The 24,431-nt window shown below is 66.6% G+C and carries 20 protein-coding genes and 4 tRNA genes; 17 read left to right on the forward strand and 7 right to left on the reverse strand.

What is annotated here, in order from left to right; all coding sequences use genetic code 11:
* The first annotated feature begins 11 nt into the window (after positions 1 to 11).
* The 8 genes from MY55_RS00450 to MY55_RS00485 all read left to right on the forward strand — a co-directional run bounded on the left by MY55_RS00450 (position 12) and on the right by MY55_RS00485 (position 11,194).
* Complete coding sequence (locus tag MY55_RS00450) at positions 12 to 503, forward strand: peptidylprolyl isomerase (protein ID WP_047238525.1); 492 nt, start codon at positions 12 to 14, stop codon at positions 501 to 503.
* A gap of 69 nt (positions 504 to 572) precedes the next feature.
* Positions 573 to 1,298, forward strand: coding sequence for a UDP-2,3-diacylglucosamine diphosphatase (locus MY55_RS00455; RefSeq protein WP_065201831.1), 726 nt, complete (start codon positions 573 to 575; stop codon positions 1,296 to 1,298).
* Between the two features lie 671 nt (positions 1,299 to 1,969).
* On the forward strand, positions 1,970 to 4,318 hold the full coding sequence (locus MY55_RS00460; RefSeq protein ID WP_047258227.1) for a TonB-dependent receptor: 2,349 nt from the start codon (positions 1,970 to 1,972) through the stop codon (positions 4,316 to 4,318).
* A gap of 144 nt (positions 4,319 to 4,462) precedes the next feature.
* A complete protein-coding gene (locus MY55_RS00465; RefSeq protein WP_081284595.1) occupies positions 4,463 to 7,822 on the forward strand; it encodes a S41 family peptidase in 3,360 nt (1,119 codons plus the stop codon).
* 211 nt (positions 7,823 to 8,033) lie between these two features.
* Entirely contained in the window at positions 8,034 to 8,783 is a 750-nt protein-coding gene (locus tag MY55_RS00470; protein WP_152681630.1) for a vWA domain-containing protein, read from the forward strand.
* Between the two features lie 36 nt (positions 8,784 to 8,819).
* Positions 8,820 to 9,410: a TerD family protein gene (locus MY55_RS00475; protein WP_080509600.1), complete on the forward strand. Its 591-nt coding sequence runs from the start codon at positions 8,820 to 8,822 to the stop codon at positions 9,408 to 9,410.
* Between the two features lies 1 nt (position 9,411).
* On the forward strand, positions 9,412 to 10,113 hold the full coding sequence (locus tag MY55_RS00480; RefSeq protein WP_047244163.1) for a hypothetical protein: 702 nt from the start codon (positions 9,412 to 9,414) through the stop codon (positions 10,111 to 10,113).
* A 7-nt stretch (positions 10,114 to 10,120) separates the two neighbouring features.
* Positions 10,121 to 11,194 (forward strand): toxic anion resistance protein, encoded by a 1,074-nt coding sequence (locus MY55_RS00485; protein WP_043579172.1) that lies wholly within the window; start codon positions 10,121 to 10,123, stop codon positions 11,192 to 11,194.
* Here the strand turns inward: MY55_RS00485 and tilS are convergent.
* Positions 11,191 to 12,525 carry a tRNA lysidine(34) synthetase TilS gene (gene tilS, locus MY55_RS00490; RefSeq protein ID WP_047238584.1) on the reverse strand — a complete coding sequence of 445 codons (1,335 nt, stop codon included), beginning with the start codon at positions 12,523 to 12,525 and terminating at the stop codon, positions 11,191 to 11,193. The genes MY55_RS00485 and tilS overlap by 4 nt on opposite strands.
* Complete coding sequence (locus tag MY55_RS00495) at positions 12,515 to 13,480, reverse strand: acetyl-CoA carboxylase carboxyltransferase subunit alpha (protein WP_043579170.1); 966 nt, start codon at positions 13,478 to 13,480, stop codon at positions 12,515 to 12,517. Before MY55_RS00495 ends, tilS begins: the two co-directional genes overlap by 11 nt.
* Before the next feature lie 213 nt (positions 13,481 to 13,693).
* Here MY55_RS00495 and MY55_RS00500 point away from each other — a divergent pair.
* The 6 genes from MY55_RS00500 to MY55_RS00525 all read left to right on the forward strand — a co-directional run bounded on the left by MY55_RS00500 (position 13,694) and on the right by MY55_RS00525 (position 17,456).
* A tRNA-Val gene (locus MY55_RS00500) sits at positions 13,694 to 13,769 on the forward strand.
* Positions 13,770 to 13,780: 11 nt separating this feature from the next.
* Positions 13,781 to 13,857 (forward strand) — tRNA-Asp (locus tag MY55_RS00505).
* Positions 13,858 to 13,882: 25 nt separating this feature from the next.
* Positions 13,883 to 13,958, forward strand: a tRNA-Val gene (locus MY55_RS00510).
* Between the two features lie 10 nt (positions 13,959 to 13,968).
* Positions 13,969 to 14,045: transfer RNA gene (locus MY55_RS00515), tRNA-Asp, on the forward strand.
* 161 nt (positions 14,046 to 14,206) lie between these two features.
* Positions 14,207 to 15,751 (forward strand): FecR domain-containing protein, encoded by a 1,545-nt coding sequence (locus MY55_RS00520; protein ID WP_065201833.1) that lies wholly within the window; start codon positions 14,207 to 14,209, stop codon positions 15,749 to 15,751.
* Between the two features lie 61 nt (positions 15,752 to 15,812).
* On the forward strand, positions 15,813 to 17,456 hold the full coding sequence (locus tag MY55_RS00525) for a CHASE2 domain-containing protein (RefSeq protein WP_081284596.1): 1,644 nt from the start codon (positions 15,813 to 15,815) through the stop codon (positions 17,454 to 17,456).
* A 67-nt stretch (positions 17,457 to 17,523) separates the two neighbouring features.
* Here MY55_RS00525 and MY55_RS00530 read toward each other — a convergent pair whose 3' ends face one another.
* The 5 genes from MY55_RS00530 to pmbA form a co-directional block, all read right to left on the reverse strand.
* Entirely contained in the window at positions 17,524 to 18,006 is a 483-nt protein-coding gene (locus tag MY55_RS00530) for a disulfide bond formation protein B (protein ID WP_230623353.1), read from the reverse strand.
* Positions 18,007 to 18,108: 102 nt separating this feature from the next.
* A complete protein-coding gene (locus MY55_RS00535; protein ID WP_043574719.1) occupies positions 18,109 to 19,248 on the reverse strand; it encodes a patatin-like phospholipase family protein in 1,140 nt (379 codons plus the stop codon).
* A gap of 83 nt (positions 19,249 to 19,331) precedes the next feature.
* Positions 19,332 to 20,231, reverse strand: a complete 900-nt coding sequence (locus MY55_RS00540) for a DNA-3-methyladenine glycosylase family protein (protein ID WP_047244582.1) — start codon at positions 20,229 to 20,231, stop codon at positions 19,332 to 19,334.
* Positions 20,231 to 20,878, reverse strand: a complete 648-nt coding sequence (alkB, locus tag MY55_RS00545; RefSeq protein WP_047238662.1) for a DNA oxidative demethylase AlkB — start codon at positions 20,876 to 20,878, stop codon at positions 20,231 to 20,233. The genes MY55_RS00540 and alkB overlap by 1 nt, the downstream gene beginning before the upstream one ends.
* The gene (gene pmbA / locus MY55_RS00550; protein ID WP_047244581.1) at positions 20,875 to 22,218 is read right to left on the reverse strand and encodes a metalloprotease PmbA; all 1,344 of its coding nucleotides are present in this window, start codon (positions 22,216 to 22,218) and stop codon (positions 20,875 to 20,877) included. The genes alkB and pmbA overlap by 4 nt, the downstream gene beginning before the upstream one ends.
* An 84-nt stretch (positions 22,219 to 22,302) precedes the next feature.
* On the opposite strand from pmbA, the gene yjgA reads away from it, so the two are divergent.
* From yjgA to MY55_RS00565, 3 genes are read left to right on the forward strand one after another with little or no spacing between them, the layout of a single operon-like run.
* Positions 22,303 to 22,857, forward strand: coding sequence for a ribosome biogenesis factor YjgA (yjgA, locus tag MY55_RS00555; RefSeq protein WP_043574712.1), 555 nt, complete (start codon positions 22,303 to 22,305; stop codon positions 22,855 to 22,857).
* Entirely contained in the window at positions 22,857 to 23,435 is a 579-nt protein-coding gene (gene mog / locus MY55_RS00560; RefSeq protein ID WP_043574711.1) for a molybdopterin adenylyltransferase, read from the forward strand. The genes yjgA and mog overlap by 1 nt, the downstream gene beginning before the upstream one ends.
* A complete protein-coding gene (locus MY55_RS00565) occupies positions 23,432 to 24,400 on the forward strand; it encodes a YheT family hydrolase (RefSeq protein WP_043574709.1) in 969 nt (322 codons plus the stop codon). The genes mog and MY55_RS00565 overlap by 4 nt, the downstream gene beginning before the upstream one ends.
* Positions 24,401 to 24,431: the final 31 nt, after the last annotated feature.

Genomic DNA, 24,431 nt, shown 5'->3' on the forward strand with positions numbered 1-24,431 from the left:
AGGAAAGCCTCATGATCAAACTGACGACCAACTTCGGCGAAATCACGCTGGAACTGTTCCACGAAAAAGCCCCGCAAACCGCGGCCAACTTCGAGCAATACGTGAAAAGCGGCCACTACGACGGCACCATCTTCCACCGCGTGATCAACGGCTTCATGATCCAGGGCGGCGGTTTCGACGCCCAGATGAAGCAAAAGCCGACCCAGGACCCGATCCAGAACGAGGCCAACAACGGCCTGTCGAACAAGACCTACACCGTGGCGATGGCCCGCACTTCTGACCCGCACTCCGCTTCGGCCCAGTTCTTCATCAACGTCTCCGACAACGATTTCCTCGATTTCAAGTCGGAAAGCACCCAGGGCTGGGGCTACGCCGTGTTCGGCCAGGTCGTGGCCGGCCAGGACATCGTCGATCGCATCAAGACCGTGCGCACCGGCCGCAGCGGCATGCATCAGGACGTGCCGCTGGACGCGGTCGTGCTGGAAAAGGCGGAAATCATCTGATCCGCCCAGCCTGAAACACCAGCCGGGGCGCCGCCCCGGCTTTTCATTGCCCGATACCGATCCGCTGCCATGGCCACCCACTTCATTTCCGACCTGCACCTCGCCGACGATACCCCCGCGCTCAACCAGCTGTTCCTGGACACGCTGCAGCAATGGCGGGGCCGGATAGACGCGCTCTACATCCTGGGCGACCTGTTCGAATACTGGGTGGGCGACGACGACGACTCCAGCTATCTGGAAGCGCCGCTGGCCGCGATGCGCGAATTCGCCGCCGCGACGCCGCTCTACGTGATGCGCGGCAACCGCGACTTCCTGCTGGGCGCCGGCTTCGAAGCGCGCAGCGGCGCAAAGCTGCTGGATGATCCGACGCTGACAGACGTCCACGGCCAGCGCATCCTGCTGTGCCATGGCGACGCGCTGTGCACCGACGACGCCGCCTACCAGCAATTCCGCGCGCTGAGCCGCAGCCCGCAATGGCAGCAGGCGATGCTGGCCAAACCGCTGGCGGAACGCCACGCCATCGCCCGCCACGCCCGCGCGCAAAGCGAGATGAACAAGCAGCAAACCGGCCTCGCCGCCATTTCCGACGTCACCGAAGCCGCGGTGCAGGCGCTGCTGGCCGCCCACGACTGGCCGACGCTGATCCATGGCCACACCCATCGCCCGGCCCGGCACCGCCATCAGGCGGGCGAGCGCGGCGCCAGCCGCTGGGTGATCCAGGACTGGCATGGCGGGCGCGGCGGCTACCTGCTGCTGGACGACGCCGGCATCCGCGCGCTGCCGCTGGGGCGCTGAAGCCTCCACGCTTTCCCCGCCCCTCCCGGCAGGCCTGTCCGCGACGCCCGCGGCGGCCTCCATCCCCTGCACCTCCCGCCCCCCTCCCGGCCCTCCGCGAATGGCGACATTGCCACACTCGCGCCGCGCATTTTCCTGCGCGATCCGGCGCCAGCGCCGACGCCGTGCTCAGCCCTCCGCCCTCCCGCCCCGAGCGCGTCCGCCTTCAATTTAAATGCCTGATGAATATAAAGAATATTGCGCTGCGAAATTTATATTGAAATATTAATTTCAGTCAATTCATTCACAAATCCACGCCTTTATTGAGCAACTCTTTATTTAAAGACATATTTGTTTATTCTTTTTGCAATGTTGGTTTCTTGAAAATGAAATGACGCTCGACTAGATTTGCCGCTTCCAGGATATTTTCAAGGCAAAATATGTTCGCGCCGCCGCACAAGCCGCTCTTCGGAAAACAATCCACAATCGTGGCCGCTTTTCCATTCCAGGTGCTCACTTTGCCTTGCCGACTCCTTCATGGCTCCTCCCCGGTCCACGCCGCCTCCCGGATCGACAGTATCCGTTTGCTTGAACGTTAGTCTGCCCTACCCATCAGGCAGGACATCGGCTGCGCCCGGCAAACAACAATGGCATTAAAACAATATATTTGGCTCGTATAACAAGGAAATAGAATGAAACCATCAAATTACCTGCGTCCCGTGACGCTGGCCGTCCTGGCCGCGCTGGGCAGTCCGGCCGCCCTGGCCGACAGCGCCCAGCTGGAAACCGTCACCATCACCGGCGTCGGCGACAAGCTCGGCGTCGGCCTGCTGCAGCAGCAGGAAGGCGTGCGTGCCCGCAGCGACGTCAGCAAGGCCTCGCTGGAAAAGCAAAGCCCGACGTCCAACATCTACCAGGGCATCAATATGCTGCCCGGCGTCAACGCCTCCAGCCAGGACGCTTCCGGCTTGTTCGGCGGCGCGTTGACGATACGCGGCTTCAACTCCGACCAGCTGGGCATCACCATCAACGGCGTGCCGGTCAACGATTCGGGCAGCTACGCCGTCTATCCGCAGGAATTCATCGACAATGAAAACCTGTGCCAGGCCTTCGTCACCCAAGGCTCCAGCGATACCGACTCCCCGCATATCGGCGCCAGCGGCGGCAACCTGGGCTTCGTCACCTGCGATCCGGAAAAGACCCGCCGCTTCCGCATGTCGCAGACCATGGGCAACAACCATCTGCACCGCACCTATCTGCGCGGCGACACCGGCCTGTTCGCCGACAACAAGGCGCGCGCCTTCATCAGCTATTCGCATACCGAGTCGGACAAATGGAAAGGCTCGGGCGACGTCACCCGCGACCACGTCGACACCGGCTTCCGCTACGATTTCGACTCCGGCAGCTATATCAACGCCTCCATCCTGTACAACCGCCAGCTCGCCAACGCCATCTACAGCCCGACGTTGGCCGAGCTGCAGAAGTACGGCTACAACTACGACTATTCGACCAGCTTCGCCCCCGGCCACCTGCCGCCGAAAAACGGCACGGCCCAGATCGAGTCCGGCCCCAGCCCGGCTTACTACCAGCTGGCGATGAGCCCGTTTCAAAACGTGATCGCCAAAGTGGACGCCGTGCTCAAGCTGGGTCCCGACACCCGCGTCAAGATCGAGCCCTACTACTGGTATGGCTACGGCACCGGCGGCAGCCAGCAGCAACTGCTGTCGGAAAGCGGCTTCCTCAACCCCGCCACCCACAGCAACACCGCCTCCAAAGACCTGAACGGCGACGGCGACACCCTGGACAAGATTCTGATCGCCTCCAGCTCGGTCACCCGCACCCGCCGGCCCGGCGTGACGGTCACCATGGAGCAAAGCCTGGGCAACCACTTGCTGCAGGCCGGCCTGTGGTATGAGCGCGCCGAACACGTGCAGACCAGCCCCGGCGTGCCGGTCAACAACGACGGCACTTCCAGCAGCGTCTGGCTGAACTCCAACTACATCACCCGTCCGGACGGCAGCCGCTACCAGTATCGCGATTGGGACACCATCAGCACCGCCAGCCAGCTGTTCGCGATGGGCACGTTCAACTTCCTGGAAGACAAGCTGGGCATCACCGCCGGCGTGCGCGCGCCATCGATCAACCGCGATTTCACCAACTACGCCAACGAAGGCTGCGGCGCCACCGCCAACTGTCCGGCGGCGTACAACTACAACATCAACCGCACCTACCGCGAAACCCTGCCCAGCCTCGGCGCGCGCTATTACCTGACGCCCAAGCAGCAGGTATTCGTCAACGTCACCAAGAACTACCGCGCGCCGCCCAACTACGTGTACAGCAGCACCAACGGCAATGTGCAGGTGGTCAACGGCCAGGTGCAGCTGGTGAACGAGATCGTGCCGGAAACCGCGATCAACACCGACCTGGGCTACCGCCTGCAGTCGGACTACGTGACGCTGAGCGGCTCGCTGTTCAATGTCGACTACAGCAACCGCCAGGCCAATAGCTACGACCCGGTGACGCTGAAGTCGGTCAACGTCAACGCCGGCAGCGTCCACACCTGGGGCGCTGAAATCGAGCTGGGCACGGTGCCGGTGAAGGGATGGAGCGCCTACGCCTCGTTCACCACCAACCACAGCGAGATGAAGAACGACATCAACTGGCAGAAAAACACCGTGCTCGCCACCCAGGGCAAGGACTTCCCGATGACCCCGCAATGGATGGCGGCCCTGTCGCTGCAATACTCGCCGGGCGCCTGGTATGTCCGCTCCGACGTCAAGCACACCGGCAAGCAGTACGCCACCCTGGTCAACGACGAGGCGGTGCCGGAATACACGCTGGTGGACCTGGATGCCGGCTACCGCTTCGGCAATACCTCCATGCTCAAGAATCCGACGCTGAAGCTGAACGTCGGCAACGTCTTCAACACCAGCTACCGCATTCCGTCCGGCATGAAGGCCAACGCCAGCGACGGCGGCGGCGTTCGCTACTACCTGGGCGCGCCGCGCAGCGTGGCCGTCTCGCTGTCGGTCGACCTGTAAGCCCCCACCGGCCGGGACTGCCGTCCCGGCCATTGCGCAGAACCCGGCCCCGCCGGGTTTTCATGCCGTCCAAACGCCGTTGTCATCACCAGAACTTTCCCTCATCATCGAACATTACCCGTTCATCATGATTTGGAGAGCCTCTTGCCCAGCCGTTTCCCCGCGCGCCCCGCCATCCTGGCCCTTGCCTTTCCCTTCGCCTTGCCGGCCCTGGCCGCCCTCCCTTCCGGCCCGGAGGCCGTGGATAGCCGGGCGCTCGGTTATTACCGCCAGGCCGCGGCTGGTCCGGACAGCATCGTGTTCGTCGCCGAAGGCGACTTGTGGAGCGTGCCGTACAGCGGCGGCATGGCGCGGCGCCTGACCAGCCGCCCGGCCGACGCCTACAGCCCCGCCCTGTCGGCCGATGGCCGCTGGCTGGCCTTCGTCGGCCGCTACGACGGCGCGCCCGAGGTATACGTGATGCCGGCGCAAGGCGGCGCCACCAAACGGCTGACCATAGACGGCGACCGCGGCGTCAAGGTGGAAGGCTGGAGCCGTGACGGCCGGGTGCTGGTCTCCAGCAGCCGCTACAGCGGCAAACCCGACACCCGGCTCTACCTGATCCACCCGGACAGCGGCGAACGCACGCCGCTGCCGCTGGCCGAAGCCGCCGAAGCCTGCCTGGACGCCCAGGGCCTGCCGACGCTGTTCGCCCGCGAGCCGCAGCCATCGGACAACGTCGTCGGCTATGTCGGCGGCAAGCGCCAACAGCTGTGGAGCTGGCAGCCCGGCCGCGAGGCCAAGCCGGCCTTCCCCGGCCACCCCGGCACCAGCCGCCAGCCGATGTGCGATGACGGCCAGGCCTATTTCATCAGCGACAAGGGCGGCCGGCTCAATCTGTGGCGCGCCCGCCTGGACGCCGACGGCGCGCTGGCCGACAGCCAGCCGCTCACCCATTACCAGGACTTCGAAGTGCGCGGCGCCAGCCTGGCCCGCACCGCCGCCGGCAGCCGCATCGTCTTCACCCGCGCCGGCCAGATCCATGTGCTCGATCCGCGCAGCGGCCAGGACCAGACTCTGTCGATCGCGCTGAATTCCGATTTCGACCAGCTGCGCGCCAAGATGATCAACAACCCGGTCAACTACCTATCCGCGCTGGCGCTGTCGCCCAACGGCGACCGGGTGGCGGTGCAGGCGCGCGGCTATGTCTCCATCTTCCCGGTCGGCGCCGGCCGCCGCGTCGACGCGCTCGCCGACAGCGGCCAGCGCGCGCGCGAACTGGCCTTCAGCGCCGACGGCAAATCGCTGCTGCTGGTCAGCGACAAGGACGGCGAGCAGGAATTCTGGCGCGTCTCCGCCCGCGGCGGCGATGCCGCCGAGCAATTGACCCGCGGCAGCGACTCGCCGATCTACCAGCCCACCCCCTCCCCCGACGGCCGCAAGCTGGCCTATGCCGACGGCCGCAGGCGGCTGTGGCTGCTCAACCTGGGCAGCCGGGACAAGAAGCTGATCCGCCAGCTGGAGCAAGGCGAGCTCAGCGATTTCAAATGGTCGCCCGACAGCCGCTACCTGGCCTACCGCGCCGACGCCGCCAACGAGTTCAGCCAGCTGTGGCTGTACGACAGCCAGGAAGGCCGCGGCCAACCGCTGTCCAGTGACCGCTACCACGCCCGCAGCCCGGCGTTCGCGCCGGACGGCAAAACGCTGTACTTCCTCAGCGACCGCAATCTGGACTCCCAGGTTTCCAGCCCCTGGGGCCAGCGCGACCCCGGCCCCTACTTCAACCGGCAAACCAAGATCTACGGCCTGATGCTGGACGCCTCCGCCCGCTGGCCCTTCCTCCCCAAAGACGAGCTGGCCGGCAAGCGCGCGGCCGACGGCGACGACAAGGAGCAGGACGAGGCCAAGGGCAAGGACAAAGACGCCGCCGCCAAACCGGTGAAGATAGATCCGGGCCTCGGCCAGCGGCTGTACGAGGTGCCGCTGGAACCGGGCAATTACGACAATCTGCAAGTGGACGCCAAGCGGCTCTATTTCACCCGTGCCGACACGCCGGAAGCGGAGGTCAAGCAACTAGCCACGCTGGCGATAGAGGCGCCCAACCCGACCCCGCCCAAGCCGGAAACCTTCAGCGAAGGGGTGCGCGAATTCCGCCTGTCCGCCGACCGCAAGCAACTGCTGCTGGTGAAGGAGGTCAACAAGCAACCCAGCCTGCTGGTGCTGCCGGCCGCCGCCCAGGCGCCCAAGGAGCTGGACAAGTACACCGTCAGCCTGCGCGCGTGGTCGCTGCCGCTGGACCCGCGCGCCGAATGGCGGCAGATCTTCAACGACACCTGGCGCATGCACCGCGACAAAGTGCATGCCGCCACCATCCGGGCGGTGGACTGGCAGGCGGCGCGCCGCCGCTTCGAACCGCTGCTGGACAAGATCACCAGCCGCCAGGAGCTGAATGACGTCCTCGCCCAGATGATCGCCCAAGTCGGCATCCAGCACAGCCAGGTCGGCCTGCGCGAAGCTGGCGGCGGCGGCGAGCCCGAGGTCGGCCAGCTGGCCACCGACTTCCGCCGCGCGCCCGGCGGCCTGCAGGTGGCCGCCATCTGGAACGGCGACCCGGAACTGCTGGAAGAGCGCTCGCCGCTGGCGCAGCCGGAGGCCGGCATCCGCGTCGGCGACCTCATCCGCCAAATCAACGGCCAGCCGCTGAAGAGCGAATACGCGCTCGCCAGCGCGCTGCGCGGCCAGGTCGGCAAGCAGGTGCTGCTCGGCATCCAGCGCGGCGACGGCAAGCCGCGCGACGTCATCGTCACGCCGGTCAGCCTCGGCCGCGACCGCGATCTGCGCTATCTGGGCTGGGAGAGCCAGCGCAAAGCGCGGGTGGAGCGGGAAACCGGCGGCCGCGTCGGCTACCTGCACCTGCAGGCGATGGGCAAGGAGGACGCGGCGCGCTGGGCGCGCGAATACTACCCGGTGTTCGAGCGCGAGGGCCTGATCCTGGACCTGCGCCACAACAACGGCGGCAATATCGACCAGTGGCTGCTGGAAAAGCTGCTGCGCCGCGTCTGGGTATGGTGGCAGGACGGCAATCAGACCCTGGCCAGCCCCAATCCGCCGCACGCCTTCCGCGGCCGGGTGGTGGCGCTGGTGGACGGCGACACTTACTCCGACGGCGAAACCTTCGCGCTGGGCCTGCAGCGGCTCGGCATCGCCACCCTGATAGGCGAACGCACCGCCGGCGCCGGCATGTGGCTGAGCGACGACAACTGGAGCCGGGACAAGGGCATCGCCCGCGCCGCCAGCTCGCCGCAGTTCGTGACCGACGCCGGCGGCAGCCGCTGGGTGGTGGAAGGCCGCGGCGTGACGCCGGACATCGAAGTGGACAATCCGCCCTGGGCCAGCTTCCAGGGCCAGGACGCCCAGCTTGAGGCCGCCATCCGCTACCTGAAGCAGGGCCTGCCATCCCAACCGGCCGGCCGCCCCCAGGCGCCCGCCGGCGGCGCCCAGGGCTCGCGCTACCAGGGCTTCTGACGCCCGGGCGGCGGCCTGCCAGGCCGCGCCGCCTTTCTCCCTCGCCAACGCGCCGGCCCGCCGGCGCGTTTTCGCATCCGCGATGCCAAGCGCGCATTTGGCAAAAAATACCAGTACATTGGCCTCAAAAGGGCAAATCTATATACTTACCGGCACAAAAATGGAATGTCGTTCCACACCTTCGCCAAATGACAATAACAGGAGCGCAAACATGAGTCTGCCCATGGTCAAAGAGCAGGAAAAGGTGCGTCTGGTCTTGCAAAAACAAGACATCCCGCCCGCCTTCAAGATCAACGTCAAGCTGTTCGCCGATGTCAGCGGCTCCTTCCGCGACGAATTCACCAGCCCGCTGCCCGGCGGCGGCTACGTGGTGGACCCCTTCTTCACCGCCGCACTGGCGATAGCCGGCGAGATCGACCCCGACCGCAACATCCAGATCATCGGCTTCTCCGACCGCGCGCTGGATACCGGCGACTACTCGCTGGACCATGCCGGCAACCTCCGCCAGGAATTCCTCCGCCGCGCCCAGCCCATCCTGTGGGGCAGCACCGATTACGGCCGCGCGCTGCAGGCGCTGCTGGAAAGCGAGGGCATGGCCAGCAAGCTGGGCGGGCTGATCAAGGGCCTGTTCGGCTTCGGCAAGAAAACGCCGCCGCCGCGCAAGGAGGCTTACCTCGCGCTCTTCGTCTCCGACGGCGAGGACATGGGCTCCCACCAGTATTTCCTGTCGCAGCTGCGCCAGCTGGCCGAAATGGGCACCTTCGTCGTGCTGATCGGCGCCAATTCCGACAAAAAAGTCCAGTTCGAGCGGATGCGCGAAGCCGCCGAAGCGGTGGAAGGCTGCACCTTCCACCGCTTGACCGACCTCGCCGCGCTGAAAACCCAGCAGCTTTACGAGCGCATATTCGACCAGGAATTCAAGCGCTGGCACGCCCAGTTGCCGGCCGAATACCGCGCCTGACCGTCCCGCTCCCGATCTCCTTCAGAAAGACTTTCCATGTTACCGATGCAAAAAGGCGGCAGCCTGCCGCTGATCAAGAACAGCGCGCCGCTGAATGAAATCCGCCTGGAACTGTCCTGGTCGCCGCCGCAACACAGCGCCAAGGGCAGCTACGACCTCGACACCAGCGCTTTCCCGCTCAACAGCCAGGGCGGCGGCCCGATGGGCGCCATCGCTGATGTCGGCCACATCTGCTACTGGGGCCAGCAAAAAACCCCGTCGATGGAACACCTGCTGGGCGACTCCCGCTCCGGCGACGCCAAAGGCCCGGACGAGGCCATCCTGATCCGTCTGCACGCCTTGCCGGCCAACTGCGACGTGGTGGCGCTGGTCGCCACCATAGACAAGGCGACCGCCCGCGGCCAGACCTTCGCCGAAGTGGCCGACGCCAGCATGCGCGTCTACAACCAGCAAACCGACGAATTGCTGTGCCAGGTCGACCTGGCCGCGCTGGACGCCGGCTCCACCGGCTGCCTGTTCGCCAGCATCCGCAAGCAAGGCCAGGCCTGGAGCGTGGAAAACGTCAATCAGGGCTACCCGGGCAAAGAGCTGCCGGACTTCTTCCACCTGTTCGGCTACCAGGGCTGACATGTCCGACTACCGCGGCCTGTTCGACGCCCAGCCGCCGCGAGCGCAAGCCGCCGCGCCCGAAGCGGCGCGGCCGGACCCGCGCGCCCTGTTCGACCGCATGCCTGGCGCGCCCGGCGCGGCCGATGCCCGCCCGCCGGCCGCGCCGGCCAGTATCGCCACGCCGACCGGGTTGCAGCGCCGCTACGACGAATTGCTGCGGCAGAACGAAGGCCTGGCCCACCGGGTGATAGACCTCGTGCAATCGCTGAAGCTGCGCGAAACCCGGCTCGACCAGCAGTTCCGCCAGGCGCAGCGGCAGGCCCGGGAGCTGCAGCAACTGATGCGGCCGCGCTGGCGCCTGCCCTGGGGCCAGCCGGCGGCGGACAAGACGCGCGGCCACCAACTGATAGACCAGTTGCAGGGTTTTCTGCGCAGCGAAATGAAGCCGGACGTGTTCATCAGCAAGGACATGGACGAGCTGCAAAGGCAGACCGGCTACCTGGAGCGGCTTTCGGCGACGCTGCAAACCGACGCCGGCGCGCTGCTGCCGCCCGACGCCGAACTGCGGCAGCGCATCGGCACCCAGGCCCATATCCTTGCCATGCAGGCCGCGTCCAGCCGGCAATTGATAGAACAACTGCAACGCCAATTACAGGACATCGAAGACTGGCGCGCCAACTTCCTGTCCCTGCTGGTGATAGACATCCAGCAACGTTTGTGAGACCCCGATGCCCCAATACCAAAACCTGTTCGATCGCCCGGCCGCGGCGGCCACCCAGAGCGCCGTCCCCGCCACCACCGCAGCCGCAAGCGCGCCCGACCCCATCCTCATCAGTCAGCTGCGCCAGCTCGCCAGCGACAAGCTCGAAGAGATAGGCGGCAGCCAGACCCGCCAGCTGCTGGGCTTGTCCGACCAGTTGCTGGCCAAGACCCGCGCCGGCGACACCGGCGCCTTCGGCCGCGGCATGAACGACGTGCTGCGGCTGATGAGTTCGGTGCAATTCGACCAGCTCGGCAGCCCGGACGGCCTGAGCGGCCTGGTGGACAAGGTGCGCCGCGCCTTCAAGCTGGCGAAAGTGGACCTGGCGCAGGCCTTCGACAGCGCCAAGGGCCAGATAGACAAGATTTGCGCCGATTTGCGCCAGCGGCTGCAGGTGCTGGAAGGCGACAACCGGTGGCTGAACGGCGCTTATGCCGCCAACCTCAACGACATGCAGGCGCTGGAGCAGCTGCTGCCGGCGCTGGAAGCCGTGCGCGACGAAGAAGCCGCCAAGCTGGCGGCGATGAACCCCGCCGAGCCGATGCCGATGGCCGAGCAGCGCCAGCGGGTGGACCGGCTGGGCCGCCGCGTCGAGGCGATCGCGCTGCAGATCCACCAGTCCAAGCTGCGCGCGATGCAGATCAAGGGGCTGGAGGACGCCAACCGCGGCATCCACGACGATTTCCGCGCGCTGCTGGAAAACGCGATCCCCGCCTGGAGCGCCGAGATCGGCATGGGTTTGCTCAGCCTGCGCCAGAAGGCCAATATCGAGATCAGCAACCGGGTCAAAGATCAGATCCAGGCGTCGATGAAGCGCGCCGCTGACCAGATCCACGACAATGTGCTGGGCGCGGAGAAGGCACTGCAGCGCCAAGCGGTGGATGTCGCCACGCTGCGCCACGTGCAGGACAAGACGGTGGCGATGATCCAGCAAAAGATTCAGTTGGCGGAACAGCGCGACCGCCAGCGTCTGCAAACCATGGAGGAACTGGCGCGGATGGAGCAGGAACTGAAGCAGTCGCTGCGTCAGCTCGGCAGCTAAGCCCTGGCCGGGTCGCCATGGCCGGCGCGGACCGGCGTCCAGCGCGGCCACCAGCCCGGCCCTGTCGAATGGACGAAGGAAATCGCGATGCCGGGCAGTGCCAGCAATTGGCCGTCGGCGCCATACAGCAGCGGCCAGCGCTGGCGCAGCAGCGGCGGCAGGCCCGCTTCGCGCAGCAGGTCTTTCACTTCGCGCCGGCCGACCTGGGCCGGCAACTTCTCGCCGCCGCGGCGCAATGCCAGCCACAAACCGGCCAGCGCCGCGTCTGGCAGGCCGCGTTCGCGCCACTCCCAGCTCAACTCGCCGCCCCAGGCGGGCAGGCTCAGCGCCCGTCCGCCGCGGCAATCTGGCAACACTTCTGACCCGTGACTGAGCTGAACTTTCGGCCAGGCCTGCAGGGTATCGGCAAAACGCAACAGATGGCCGGCAGGCAGCGCCAGTTGCGGAGAGCCGGCCGCATGATGCGCCTGCCGCAAAAACTCCAGCAAGGCGCCCGGCTCCGGCGCACTCCAGCCCAGGCTTTCGATCCAGGCCAGCACCGATTGGCGCTGGCGCGGCCCCGACAGCGCCGCCAACGCTGGGAGGCTCAAACCCGCCTCGCAGCGGCAGGCGCGCAGATCGGCGTCGGCCACTTCCTGCAAGATGGCGGCGGCGTCGGCCTGCAGCGCGGCGGCGCGCGCCAGATGGCGGCGGTAATGCGGAACGCCGCGCTCGATGCGCGGCAGCACTTCCAGCCGCAACAGATTGCGGCGGTAACGGGTGTCCTGGTTGCTTTCGTCTTCCACCCAGGCCAGGCTTTGCCGGCGAACATGGGCTTCCAGTTCGGCGCGCGTCAGCGCCAGCAACGGCCGCCATAGCAGCTTGCCGCCCGCCAGCGGCCGCAGCGCCGGCATCGCCGCCAGCGCCTTCGCCCCGCCGCCGCGCAACAGTTGCAGCAGCACCGTCTCCGCCTGATCATCCAGATGGTGCGCCAACACCACCACCCCGGCGGCCGACTCCCGATAGGCCGCGTAGCGCGCATCGCGCGCCGCCGCTTCCAGGCTGTCGCCGCCCGCCGCCGTCACCGCCACGCGCGCGACGCGCAATGGCACTTGCAACGCTGCGCACAACTGCTCGCAATGCCGCGCCCAGGCGTCGGCATTGGGGCTCAGTCCATGGTGGACATGCACCGCCGACAACCGCAGGCCCGGCATCTCCTCGCGTACCCCGCACAGCAGCGACAGCAGCGCCACCGAGTCCAGGCCGCCGGAGAGGCCCACCTCAAAAGAACATTGGCCGGACAATTCGTCCGGCCAATGCTTGATGAGGCGCCCGATCAGATCAGGCGGCATCTTCCTTGAAGCGGCCATAGCTCATCAGGCGGTCGAAGCGCTGTTTCAGCAATTCTTCCAGCGGCTTGGACTGCACTTCCTTCAATTCGTCCTGCAGCACGCGCTTGATGGTAGTCATCATTTGCGCGTGGTCGCGGTGGGCGCCGCCCACCGGCTCGTTGACCACCCGGTCGATCAGACCCAGGGTTTTCAGGCGCGGCGCGGTGATGCCCAGCGCCTCGGCGGCGTCGGACGCGCGCTCTGCGGTCTTCCACAGAATGGAGGCGCAGCCTTCCGGCGAAATCACCGAATAGGTGGCGTACTGCAGCATGTTGACGTGGTCGCCCACCGCGATCGCCAGCGCGCCGCCGGAACCGCCCTCGCCTATCACCGTGACGATGATGGGCACGCGCAAGCGGGTCATCTCATATAGATTGCGGCCGATGGCCTCGGACTGGCCGCGCTCCTCGGCGCCAATGCCGGGCCAGGCGCCGGTGGTGTCGACGAAAGTCAGCACCGGGATGCCGAACTTCTCGGCCAGCTTCATCAGGCGCAGCGCCTTGCGATAGCCTTCCGGGTGCGGCATGCCGAAATTGCGGCGGATCTTTTCCTTGGTATCGCGGCCCTTCTGCTGGCCGATCACCATCACCGATTGGCCATTGAAGCGGGCCAGGCCGCCCACGATGGCGGCGTCGTCGGCGAAAGCGCGGTCGCCATGCAGCTCTTCAAAGTCGGTAAAGATGGCCTGGATGTAGTCCAGGGTATAAGGACGCTGCGGGTGGCGCGCCACCATCGCGATCTGCGACGGGGTCAGCTTGGCATACAGCGTCTTGGTGAGCTCCAGGCTCTTCTTCTGCAGGCGGGCGATTTCCTCGGATATGTCCAGCACCGAGTCATCCTGAACAAAACGCAGTTCTTCTATTTTGTTCTCAAGCTCGGCGATCGGCTGCTCAAAATCGAGAAAGGTCGGCTTCATTCTTCACATCATCCGGTCAAAACCTAATCGCGGCATGATACATGAGGCGTAAAGTCGCCGTCACCCGTTACGCTGGCAAAACGACAGAAAAATGGAGCAAATATTCAAAACGGGCGGCTTTGTTAAAAAAACTACGGCAAGGCCCTTGCGCAAGCTTAAACCCTGTGCTTTAATTCGCCTCCTCGCTGAAACGCAAGCAGCGAAACGAATTCAGGGCGTTTAGCTCAGTTGGTAGAGCGTCTGCCTTACAAGCAGAATGTCGGCGGTTCGACTCCGTCAACGCCCACCAGTTTTACGGTTGGAGTGGTAGTTCAGTTGGTTAGAATACCGGCCTGTCACGCCGGGGGTCGCGGGTTCGAGTCCCGTCCACTCCGCCAACAATACAAAGCAGTACCCGTTTACGGGCGTTTAGCTCAGTTGGTAGAGCGTCTGCCTTACAAGCAGAATGTCGGCGGTTCGACTCCGTCAACGCCCACCAGTTTGCGGTTGGAGTGGTAGTTCAGTTGGTTAGAATACCGGCCTGTCACGCCGGGGGTCGCGGGTTCGAGTCCCGTCCACTCCGCCAATAGTCACAAAAGCAGCCTTAGGGCTGCTTTTTTGCATTCTCGCCTCGCCCCGCCTCTCGCCCGCCCGATATGTCAAATAAATCCCAAGGCGGGGTTGCCAAACGCGCCCGCCGCGGTAATACTGGCAAACTTTATACATTTAACATCAAGAGATTATAGAATGAACAAGGCAATCTTGCTGGCGGCATGCCTGGCCTGTCCGCCCGCCATCGCCAGCACGACCGCCGACACCGCCATCTGGCAATACCGGGTGCAGGCTGGCGATACCCTCTGGTCGGTCGCATCCCAGCACCTGGTCTCACCCAGCTACGTTCCGAAGCTGCAAGCGCAAAACCATATCGCCAATCCCTACAAGCTGCCGCCCGGCAGCCTGCTCAACATTCCCTACGCCTGGGTGAAGCAGGATGTCGCCGACGCGGTGCTGGACGACATGTCCGGCAAGGTGGGCGCCCAGGGCCGCAACGGCGCCACTCTCAGCCTGGTGCGCGGGCAACACTACCCCGGCGGCACCCGCTTCTCAACCGGCGACGACGCCATGCTGCGGCTGAAATTCCAGGACGGCTCCATGCTGGTGCTCAACGCCAACACCACGCTGACGCTGGAAAGCCAGGCCTACTACCCCAGCACCGGCGCCATCCAGTCGCAAAACAAGCTGGAAAATGGCAGCACCGGCAGCTCGGTGATCCCCAATATCCTGATGCCCAGCCGCTATCGCATCCAGACGCCGTCGGCCGTCACCACCGTGCGCGGCACTGAATTCCGCGTGCGCAGCCAAAGCGACGACGACACCGCCGCCGAAGTGCTGCGCGGCACGGTAAACGTCAATGCCCGGCAAGGCGAGGTCGACGTGCCCGCCGGCTTCGGCAGCCGCGGCAAATCCGGCGACGGCCAGCCGGTCGCGCTGCCGCCGGCTCCGCCGCTGACAGGCCTGCCGCCAAGCTCCGCATTCAATCCCCCGCCGCTGCAATGGCAGGCGGCACCCGGAGAGGACGGCTACCACCTGTCCATCCACCAGCAAGGCGATCAACCGCGCCTGCTACAGGAACGCGACAGCGCGGCGCCGCGCTTTTATCCCGCCTTGCCGCAAAACGGCGCTTATCGCCTGACCATCCGCGCGGTCAACGCCGTCGGCCTGCAGGGCTTCGACAGCCAGCGCGACTTCGCGCTGCGCGCCTATCCGCTGCCGCCGCTGATAGTCGCAAGCCAGGGCCCGCAGCAGCAGCGCGGCCACACGATGACGCTGCGCAGCAGCGCCAGCGCAACCCAGCCGGCTTGGCTGCAAGTGGCGCGCGACGCCGGCTTCCAGCAATTGCTGTTCAACGGCCGCGTGGACGAGCCGCAGAAAAGCCTGGAACTGCCGGCCGCGGGCGCCTGGCACTGGCGCATGGCCTCCATCGCCGCCGACGGCGCCTTGGGCCCCTATGGCGATGCCCAGATCCTGGACGTGACCGGCTGGCTGGGCCTGCCGGATCTGCGCGCCCCGGCTCTCGCCACCCGCCGCTATCCGCTGCCCGGCCTGCGCTATACCCTGTCGTTGATCCCCGCCGCGGGCCAAGCCGCCGCGCCGGCGTTCCAGCAAACTTCGGATCAGCCGCTCTGGCCGCTGCGCGACTTGCCGCGCGGCCGTTTTGCCGTCACCATCCATATTGACGACAACACCGGCTACCACGCCGAAGAGAAATACCCGTCGCTCGACCTGCCATGAGGGCGGCGCCGCCCTCCGCCATGTCCACTCCCCGAGCGTGGGTCTGAATCCGGAAAAGTTAATGCACGCCCCATCCCCTCCCAGGCCTGGCCGGCTGACACCCTTGCTGCTGGCCATCCTGGGTTTGCTGCTGACAGGCAGCCAATTGCTGAACCGGCTGGACCTGTGGCTGTATGATGGCCTCAGCCGCAGCCGCCTCGCCCATGACGACCACGCCGCCATCACCGTCATCGCCGTAGACGAGAAAAGCCTGGCCGAACTCGGCCGCTGGCCATGGCCGCGCGCCTATCACGCCCAATTGCTGGACAAGCTGTCGCAAGCCAAGGCCGTGGGACTGGACATCGCCATCGTCGAACCCTCGGCCCAGCCGGAGGCCGACCAGCATCTGGCGGCGGCCATCCGCCGCAACGGCAAGGTCATCGGCCCGGTATTCCCGGAAATGCAGGGCCGGCGACTGGTGGAGACCCGCCCGCTGCCGCTGCTGAGCCAGGCGATGGCCGGGCTGGGCCACACCGATTACGAACAGGACGACGACGGCATCATCCGCCGCGTCTACCTGCAGGCCGGCCTGGGCGGGCCGCGTTATCTCAGTTTCGCCAGCGCGTTGTGCCAGCTGGCCAGCGGCGGAAAACCGGCAACACCTGCCGCCGCGCCCGCCGGCGCCGCCGCCTGGCACCGGGCGCAGGCGGTGATGGTGCCCTTCTCCTCCGGCAACCGCCCGTATCAGACGGTGTCCTACTCGGACGCGCTGAATCGCTTGCCGCCGGCCAGCTTCGCCAGCCGCATCGTGCTGATCGGCGCCACCGCCACCGGCCTGGGCGACAGCCACCCGACACCGATATCGGCCAACAACCGCGGGCTGTCCGGCGTGGAGATCAATGCCTTCATGGTGCACGCCCTGCTGGAAAACCTGCAGATCACCCAACTGGACACCGTCTGGAAAGGCTTGCTCGCCGGGCTGATCCTGCTGTTGGCCGACTGGCGGCTATCGCGCCAGCGCTCGCCGCGGCGGCTGCTGGCCCATTACGCGCTGACGGCGCTGGCCATGCTGCTGGCTTCCGCCGTCGCGCTGTACCTGGGCCGCCTCTGGATCGGCGGCGGCGTGACGGCGCTGCTGTTGCTGCTGGCCGGCATGCTGCGCTTCGTCGCCAGCCTGTCCCGCCTGCACACGCTGGCGATGACCGACGGCCTGACCGGACTCCACAACCGCCGCCATTTCGACGAAGCCTTCGCCGCGACGCTGGCCGCCCATCAGCGCCAACGCCGCCCGCTGGCGCTGCTGATCGTCGATCTGGACAATTTCAAGGGCTACAACGATCACTACGGCCATTACGCCGGCGACGAGGTGTTGCAGCGCACCGCCGGCGCGCTGCGCAAATGCTTCCGCCGCAAGGACGAAACCGTGGCGCGGCTGGGCGGAGAGGAGTTCGGCATCCTGCTGGCAAACCGCCGGCCGGAGCAGGCGCTGGCCGCCGCCGAGCGCTTTCGCCGCTATCTGGAAGACCTGCAACTGCCTCATGCCGCCAGCCCGCTGGGCAAAGTCACCTGCAGCATAGGCGTGGCCGCGCGTCCGCCAGCCGACGACACGCCGCGCAGCCTGTTCGAGGACGCCGACCAGGCGCTGTACCTGGCCAAGAGCGAAGGCCGCAACCGGGTCTGCCAGGCCGAATCCGGCCCAGCCGCGCCGCAAGCCTCGGCTCCCTAGGCACGGGAAAAGAAAATGCCGCCCTCCCCGCGCAGGATGGGCGGCATCGCGCTTCCGCGCGCCTGGCTCAGCGGCGGCGGAACACCAGCCACAGCGTCCAGACGATCACCCCGGCGAAGAACACCGCCACCCAGAACGGCATGCTCATGCCGAGGAAGGTGCCCTGGATGGTCGCGCACTCGCCGCTGCCCTTCAGCACCTTGGACAGCACCTGCCACAAGGGGAAGGACTCCATCAGGAATTCCAGACCCGGGCCGCATTGCGGCACCTGGTCCGCCGGCAGGCTCTGCAGCCACAGCTGGCGCAGCGACACGCCGCTGCCGGCCAGCGCCGCCAGCACCGTCAGCCCGCCCCACACCTTGGCGCCGGCGCGACCTGGATTATGCAGCGCCGCCAGCAGCGCGATCGCGCCCGCCGCCATCACCCCTATCCGCTGCAGGATGCACAGCGGGCACGGCTCCTCGCCCAGCTGATATTGCGCATACAGGGCAAACGCCATCGCGCCGGCGCACGCCGCCGCCACCAGCAGAAAGCCCTGCCTGTTCGTCATATTCAAAGCCATCCCCCTCAACCTTTCTTGGTATGTCCACTGCGTTAACGCAGTGTAAACGGAAAAGCTGAGATTTGGGCGCCGGCGCAAAGTTCCGGAAATCTACAGTTCCAGAAAATTGCGGATTTCCTCCTTCTGCTGCAGCGTGTCACGGTAGCCTAGCGCGATCAGTTCCCGGCAATACTCGGGCTCGAACAGCAGATAGGTGGCCAGCGCCGTGCCGCGCTGCCGGGTGGCCCCGGTGCCCTTCATGATGAAACGCAAAAACGGCGGAAACAGGTGGGTGTGGCGAAAGACGATGCCTTCCAGCGACTTGCTGGGATTGAGCTGGAAAATCTCCACTTTCTTCAATTGCGTGCGGCTCGCCAGCTCCTCACTGCTTTGCAGCAGCGAAACCGTGTGGTTGATGCGGCTGAGCCGCTCCATGTCCACCGCCATGCTGTCGATGAACACGCTGTTGAGCAGGTGGCCGAAGATTTGCGCCGGCATCGGATAAGCACCACTGCTGCGCCGCTCTATGGTATCGGGCCGCTGGCTGGCCAGGCCCACCACAAACAGCTTTTCCGCGCCCAGATGCAAGGCGGGCGACAGCGGCGATAGCTGGCGCACCGCGCCGTCGCAGTAGAATTTCTCGCCGATGCGCACCGAGGGGAAGATCAGCGGAATGGCCGCGGTGGCCATCAAATGATCCAGCCCGATCCGCTCGCGTATTCCCAAGCGCTGGTAGCGCGTCCACTCTTCCAGCTTGTCCTGGCCTTGGAAAAACGTCACCGACATGCCGGTGGTGTAGCAGGATGCCGTCAAGGCCAGCGCCTGCAGCGCGCCGCTGTCTATGGCGCCGCCGATGGCGTCGAATGGCATCGCCCGGCCCAGGGTGTCGCGCAGCGGCGCGTTGTCGAGAAAGCTTTGCGGATTGCGCCAGACATGGCCGGCGCTGAGCAGCGACACGCCGAAATGCAGAAAGGTTTTCAGGAAATAGCTGGTGCTGACATCGTACACATCCTGGATGTGCAGCTGCTTCCATACTTTGGCCAGCGTCGCCACCGCCAGCTGGTAGTTGGCGGCCCCGGAAGCCAGCGCCACCGCATTGATGGCGCCCGCCGAAGTGCCGCAGATGATGGGAAAGGGATTCTGCGCCGGATCCGGCAGCAGCTTGGCGATGCCCAGCAGCACCCCCACCTGGTAGGCCGCGCGGGCGCCCCCGCCCGACAATACCAAACCGATTCTGCCCGGCCTGCGCATGACTGTCCCTTTGCGAACGGCTTATTTGTTCTATTAGAGATAGTCAATAACGCAGCGCAGCAGCAAGCCTCGCCGCGGCGGAATCAGAATCCGCCAGCCTGCAACAGCGCCCACAGGTGCGCCGCCACCAGCGCCCGCCACGGCGCGAAGCCTTCCAGCCAGCGCTGCGCGTCCGGCGCCGACACCTTGTCGGGCGTCGCCAGCACCATCTGCAGCGCGCGCCGCACCGCCACGTCGCCGTGCAGCGAGCCATCCAGCCAGCCGTAGCCGCGCAGCAGCGCGTAGCTGACCGTCCACGGCCCGATGCCCGGCACCGCCAGCAGGCGCGCCGAAATGTCCGCGGCCGGCATGTCGGCCAGCCAATCGTCCAGCGGCAGCTCCCCCGCCGCCGCGCCCTGGCTCAGCGCCAGCAAGGCGCGGCTTTTGGCGCGGGAAAACCCGGCCAACCCCAGCTGGTCGGCATCCAGCGCCGCCAGCGCGGCGGCATCCGGATGGCACAGCAGACCGGAGGAATGGCGGCGGCCGCACAGCTGCAGCAGGCGCCGCCGTATGCTCACCGCGGCCTGCACGCTGATCTGCTGGCCGGTGATCGCCCAGGCCAGCGCCTCGAACGGCGTCGCGGTCTGCGGCACCCGCATGCCGGGGCGCGCGGCGATCAGCCGGCCCAGTTGCGGATGGTCGCGGTAGCGCCGCTCGAACGCCTCCACCGGCTGCGCCAAGCCCAGCATGCGCCGCCCGGTCTGCTCCAGCAGCCGCGCGTCGCCGCCATCGCCATCGCCGTCCAGCGCCAATTCCAGCCGGGCTTCGCCGCCGGCAAAGCGCAAAGCCAGGCAAGCCGGCGCGCCGCGCCATGACAGCCCCTTGCGCAGACCGTCGCCATCCACCTGCTCGGCCAGCCGCTCGCCGTCGCGGCGGTGAAAAGCCAGGATGTCTTGCGGACGGAAGTGCGGCGGCAGGGGGATAGAACAGTGGAGCAGCGGCATCAGCGCGCCTTGCGAAAAGTCAGGTTGAGGCGGCGCGCGCCCAATAGCGGATGAACGCCGGGCTTGACCGGCTGCACGCCGTGAAAGCGCATGCGGTCCTCCCCGCCCCACACCAGCACGTCGCCATGCTCCAGCGCGATCTTCAACGCGCGGTCGGCGCGGCGCAGGCCGCCCAGCAGGAATACCGCCGGCAGGCCCAGCGACACCGAGACGATGGGCGCGGAGAAATCGCGCTCGTCCTTGTCCTGATGCAGGCCCATGCGGGCGCCGGGCTGATAGCAGTTGATCAGGCAGGCATCCGGCGCGAAACCGGGGAAGCCGGCGGCCGCGGCGGCGTCGCCCGCCAGCCGCAGCAGACGCGCCGGCATCCGAGGCCAGGCTTGCCCGGTTTGCGGATCGCTGGCGGAATAGCGGTAACCGCCGCGGTCGGACACCCAGCCCCAATCGCCGCAGCTGCTGGTGGCCACCGACATGCTCTGGCCGCCCGGCGTCTCCATGCCGCGCAGCGGGGCCTGGCCGATGACGGCGTCGACCTCGGCGCACAATTCGGCATCCTGGGGCAGCGCCCAGCCATGCAGCAGCACCGCGCCGGCCGACAGCCGCTCGGCCCAGGGCTCGCCCTGCGGCGCGAACAGGCTGGCGCTCACTCCTCGCCGGCCACCATCATGCCGCCGATCAGCACCGAGCCCATGCGGCGGCCGCCGCGGTCCAGCACATCGGTGCCGACTGCTTCGATATTGAGGAACATGTCGCGCAGATTGCCGGCGATGGTGATTTCCTCCACCGGGTAGGCGATCACGCCGTTCTCCACCCAGAAGCCGGCCGCGCCGCGCGAATAATCGCCGGTGACGGTATTGACGCCCTGGCCCAGCAGCTCGGTCACCAACAGGCCGCTGCCCATCTGGCCGAGCAGCTCGGCGAAGCTTTCGCCGGTGGAATGCACCACCAGATTGTGCGAGCCGCCGGCATTGCCGGTGGTCTGCATGCCCAGCTTGCGCGCGGAATAGCTGCCCAGCAGATAGCCCTGCAGCACGCCGTCGTCGACCAGCCGGCGCGACTGCGTCGCCACGCCCTCGTTGTCGAACGGGCTGCTGGCCAGGCCGCGCAGCAGGAACGGGTCCTCGTCTATCACCATTTGCTTCGACATCACCGGCTTGCCCAGCGAATCCAGCAGGAACGACGACTTGCGGTACAAGCTGCCGCCGCTGATGGCGGCGATCAGATGGCCGACCAGCGACATCGCCACCGGCGCCTCGAACAAAACCGGATACTGGCCGGTCTTCAGCCGGCGTCCGCCCAGGCGGCGCACCGCGCGCTCGCCGGCGATGCGGCCGATCTCCTCCACCTGCGCCAGATCGTCGCGGTGGCGGGCGGCGGAGTACCAGTAGTCGCGCTGCATCACGCCGCCCTGCTCGGCCACCACCGCCGCCGACAGGCTGTGGCGGCTGCTGGCGAAACCGCCGTTGAAGCCGTTGCTGTTGGCGTAGACGAACTGGTTGGCCTGCACCGACACGCTGGCCCCTTCGGAATTGCTGATGCGGGCATCCACCGCGCGGGCGCTGTCCTCGCAGCGGCGCGCCAGCTCGATCGCCTGCTCCACCGGCAGCTGCCACGGGTGGAACAGGTCGAGGTCGGGCAGCTCGTCCGCCAGCAGCTGCGGATCGGCCAGGCCGGCGCAGTCGTCCTCGGCGGTGTAGCGGGCGATGTCCAGCGCCGCGCGCACGGTATCGGCCAGCGCCTGGTCGGAAAAATCGGAGGTATTGGCGTGGCCTTTTTTCTGGCCCAGATAGACGGTGACGCTGACGCCCTTGTCCTGGTTGTATTCTATGGTTTCCACTTGGCCCAGGCGCACGCTGACCGACTGGCCGACGCCTTCGGAAACATCGGCCTCGGCGGCGCTGGCGCCCAGCTTGCCGGCCAGTTCGAGCACGCGGCCGGCGATGCCGCTCAGCGCGTCGGCACTGAAACTGAATGTCTTATCTGCCATAGTATCTTTCGGAATGGTGGAAACGGCCCGCGGCCTTTTCCGGTATCATACCAGCCTTGAAAACCGAGTTGAGACCTAGCAACAATGAGCGACTACCAGAACGACGGCCAGGATGACGGCTTTGTCAGCAAATCCCAGCGCAAGCGCGACATGGACGCGCTGCAGGATCTGGGTAGCGAACTGGTCGAGCTGTCCAAGGATACGCTGAAGAAAATGGCGCTGCCGGAAGATTTGCTCTCCGCGCTGCTGGAACACAAGCGCCTCACCGCCCACGGCGCCATCCGCCGCCAGCTGCAGTACATCGGCAAGCTGATGCGCAATGTCGATCCCGAGCCGATCCAGCAATACCTGCAGATCCTGAAAGGCGAATCCTCCGAGCACATCTCCTGGCAGAAGCTGCTGGAGCGCTGGCGCGACAAGCTGATGGCAGACGACGCCAACCAGCCGCTGTTCCTGCAAAGCTTCCCGGAAACCGACCCCAAGCAGCTGCACTCGCTGGTGCGCCAGTCGCGCAAGGAAAAGCAGGACAACAAGCCGCCCAAGGCCTTCCGCCAGCTGTACCAGCTGATCAAGGAGCAGATCCCCGAGCCGGGCAAGCCGCGCATCTGGCAAAAGGACGAGGCAGAGGACGACGAGTGATGCTGAAGATAGGCCTGGTTTCCATTTCCGACCGCGCAAGCCAGGGCGTCTACCAGGACAAGGGCCTGCCGGCGCTGCAGGACTGGCTGGCGCGCGCGCTGGCCACCCCGTTTGAAACCGTGTGCCGGCTGATCCCGGACGAGCAGCCCGGCATCGAAGCCGCGCTGAAGGCGCTGGTCGACGACGAGGGCTGCCAGCTGGTGCTGACCACCGGCGGCACCGGTCCGGCGCCGCGCGACGTGACGCCGGACGCCACGTTGGCGGTGGCCGACCGCGAAATGCCTGGTTTCGGCGAGCAGATGCGCCAGATCAGCCTGCGCTTCGTGCCCACCGCGATTCTGTCGCGCCAGACCGGGGTGATCCGCAAGCAAAGCCTGATCCTGAACCTGCCCGGCCAGCCCAAGGCCATCCAGGAAACGCTGGAAGGCCTGCGCCGCGCCGACGGCAGCGTGGAAGTGCCCGGCATCTTCGCCGCGGTGCCCTACTGCCTGGACCTGATAGGCGCGCCCTACATCGAAACCCACGAGACGGTAGTCAAGGCTTTCCGCCCCAAGTCCGCGATCAAGCCGGCGCCATGAGCTATCGCGCCCCCCGCTGGCTGCGCGGCGGCCACGCCCAGACCATCTGGCCGGCGCTGGCCGTGAAGGTTGCGCCGCCCGCCTACCGCCGCGAGCTGTGGGACACGCCGGACGGCGGCCATATCGCGCTCGATTTCGTCGACGGCAAGCCCGGCGCGCCGCTGGTGGTGCTGTTCCACGGCCTGGAAGGCAGCAGCGCCAGCCACTACGCCAAGGCGCTGATGCAGGCGCTGGCGGCGCGCGGCTGGCACGGCGTGGTATCGCACTTCCGCGGCTGCGGCGGCGTGGACAACCCGCTGCCGCGCGCCTACCACGCCGGCGACGCCGCCGAAGTGCGCTGGATACTGCAGCGCCTGTCGGCGCGCTTCGCCGCCATCGCCGCCGTCGGCGTGTCTCTGGGCGGCAGCATGCTGCTCAACTACCTGGCCGAGGAAGGCGAAGCCGCGCTGCCCTGCGCCGCCGCCGCCGTCTCCGCGCCGCTGGACCTGGTGGCCGCCAGCACCCGGTTGGACCGCGGCTTGGGCAAGCTGCTGTACACCCGCATGTTCATGGACACGCTCAAGCCCAAGGCGCTGGAATCGCTGCAGCGCCATCCCGGCCTGTTCGATGCCGGCAAGCTGAGCCGCGCCCGCACCTTCATCGAATTCGACGATCTGGTCACCGCGCCGCTGCACGGCTTCGGCACCGCGCTCAACTACTGGCGCCAGGCCAGCAGCAAGCCCCGGCTCGGCCAGATCCTCCGCCCGACGCTGGTGCTGAACGCCCGCAACGACCCCTTCCTGCCGGCCAGCGCGCTGCCGGACGCCAGCCAGGTATCGCCGGCGGTGACGCTGGACTTCCCCGACGACGGCGGCCACGTCGGCTTCGCCACCGGCCCCTTCCCCGGCCGGATAGACTGGCTGCCGCAACGGCTGCTGGCCTTCGTCGAGCCCCACCTGGCGATGCGCGCCGCCCAAACGTCATAATCATTGACGATTGCGCTCCCGCGGTGGCAAG

The sequence above is a fragment of the Chromobacterium subtsugae genome, from assembly GCF_001676875.1.
GTDB classification, from domain to species: domain Bacteria; phylum Pseudomonadota; class Gammaproteobacteria; order Burkholderiales; family Chromobacteriaceae; genus Chromobacterium; species Chromobacterium subtsugae.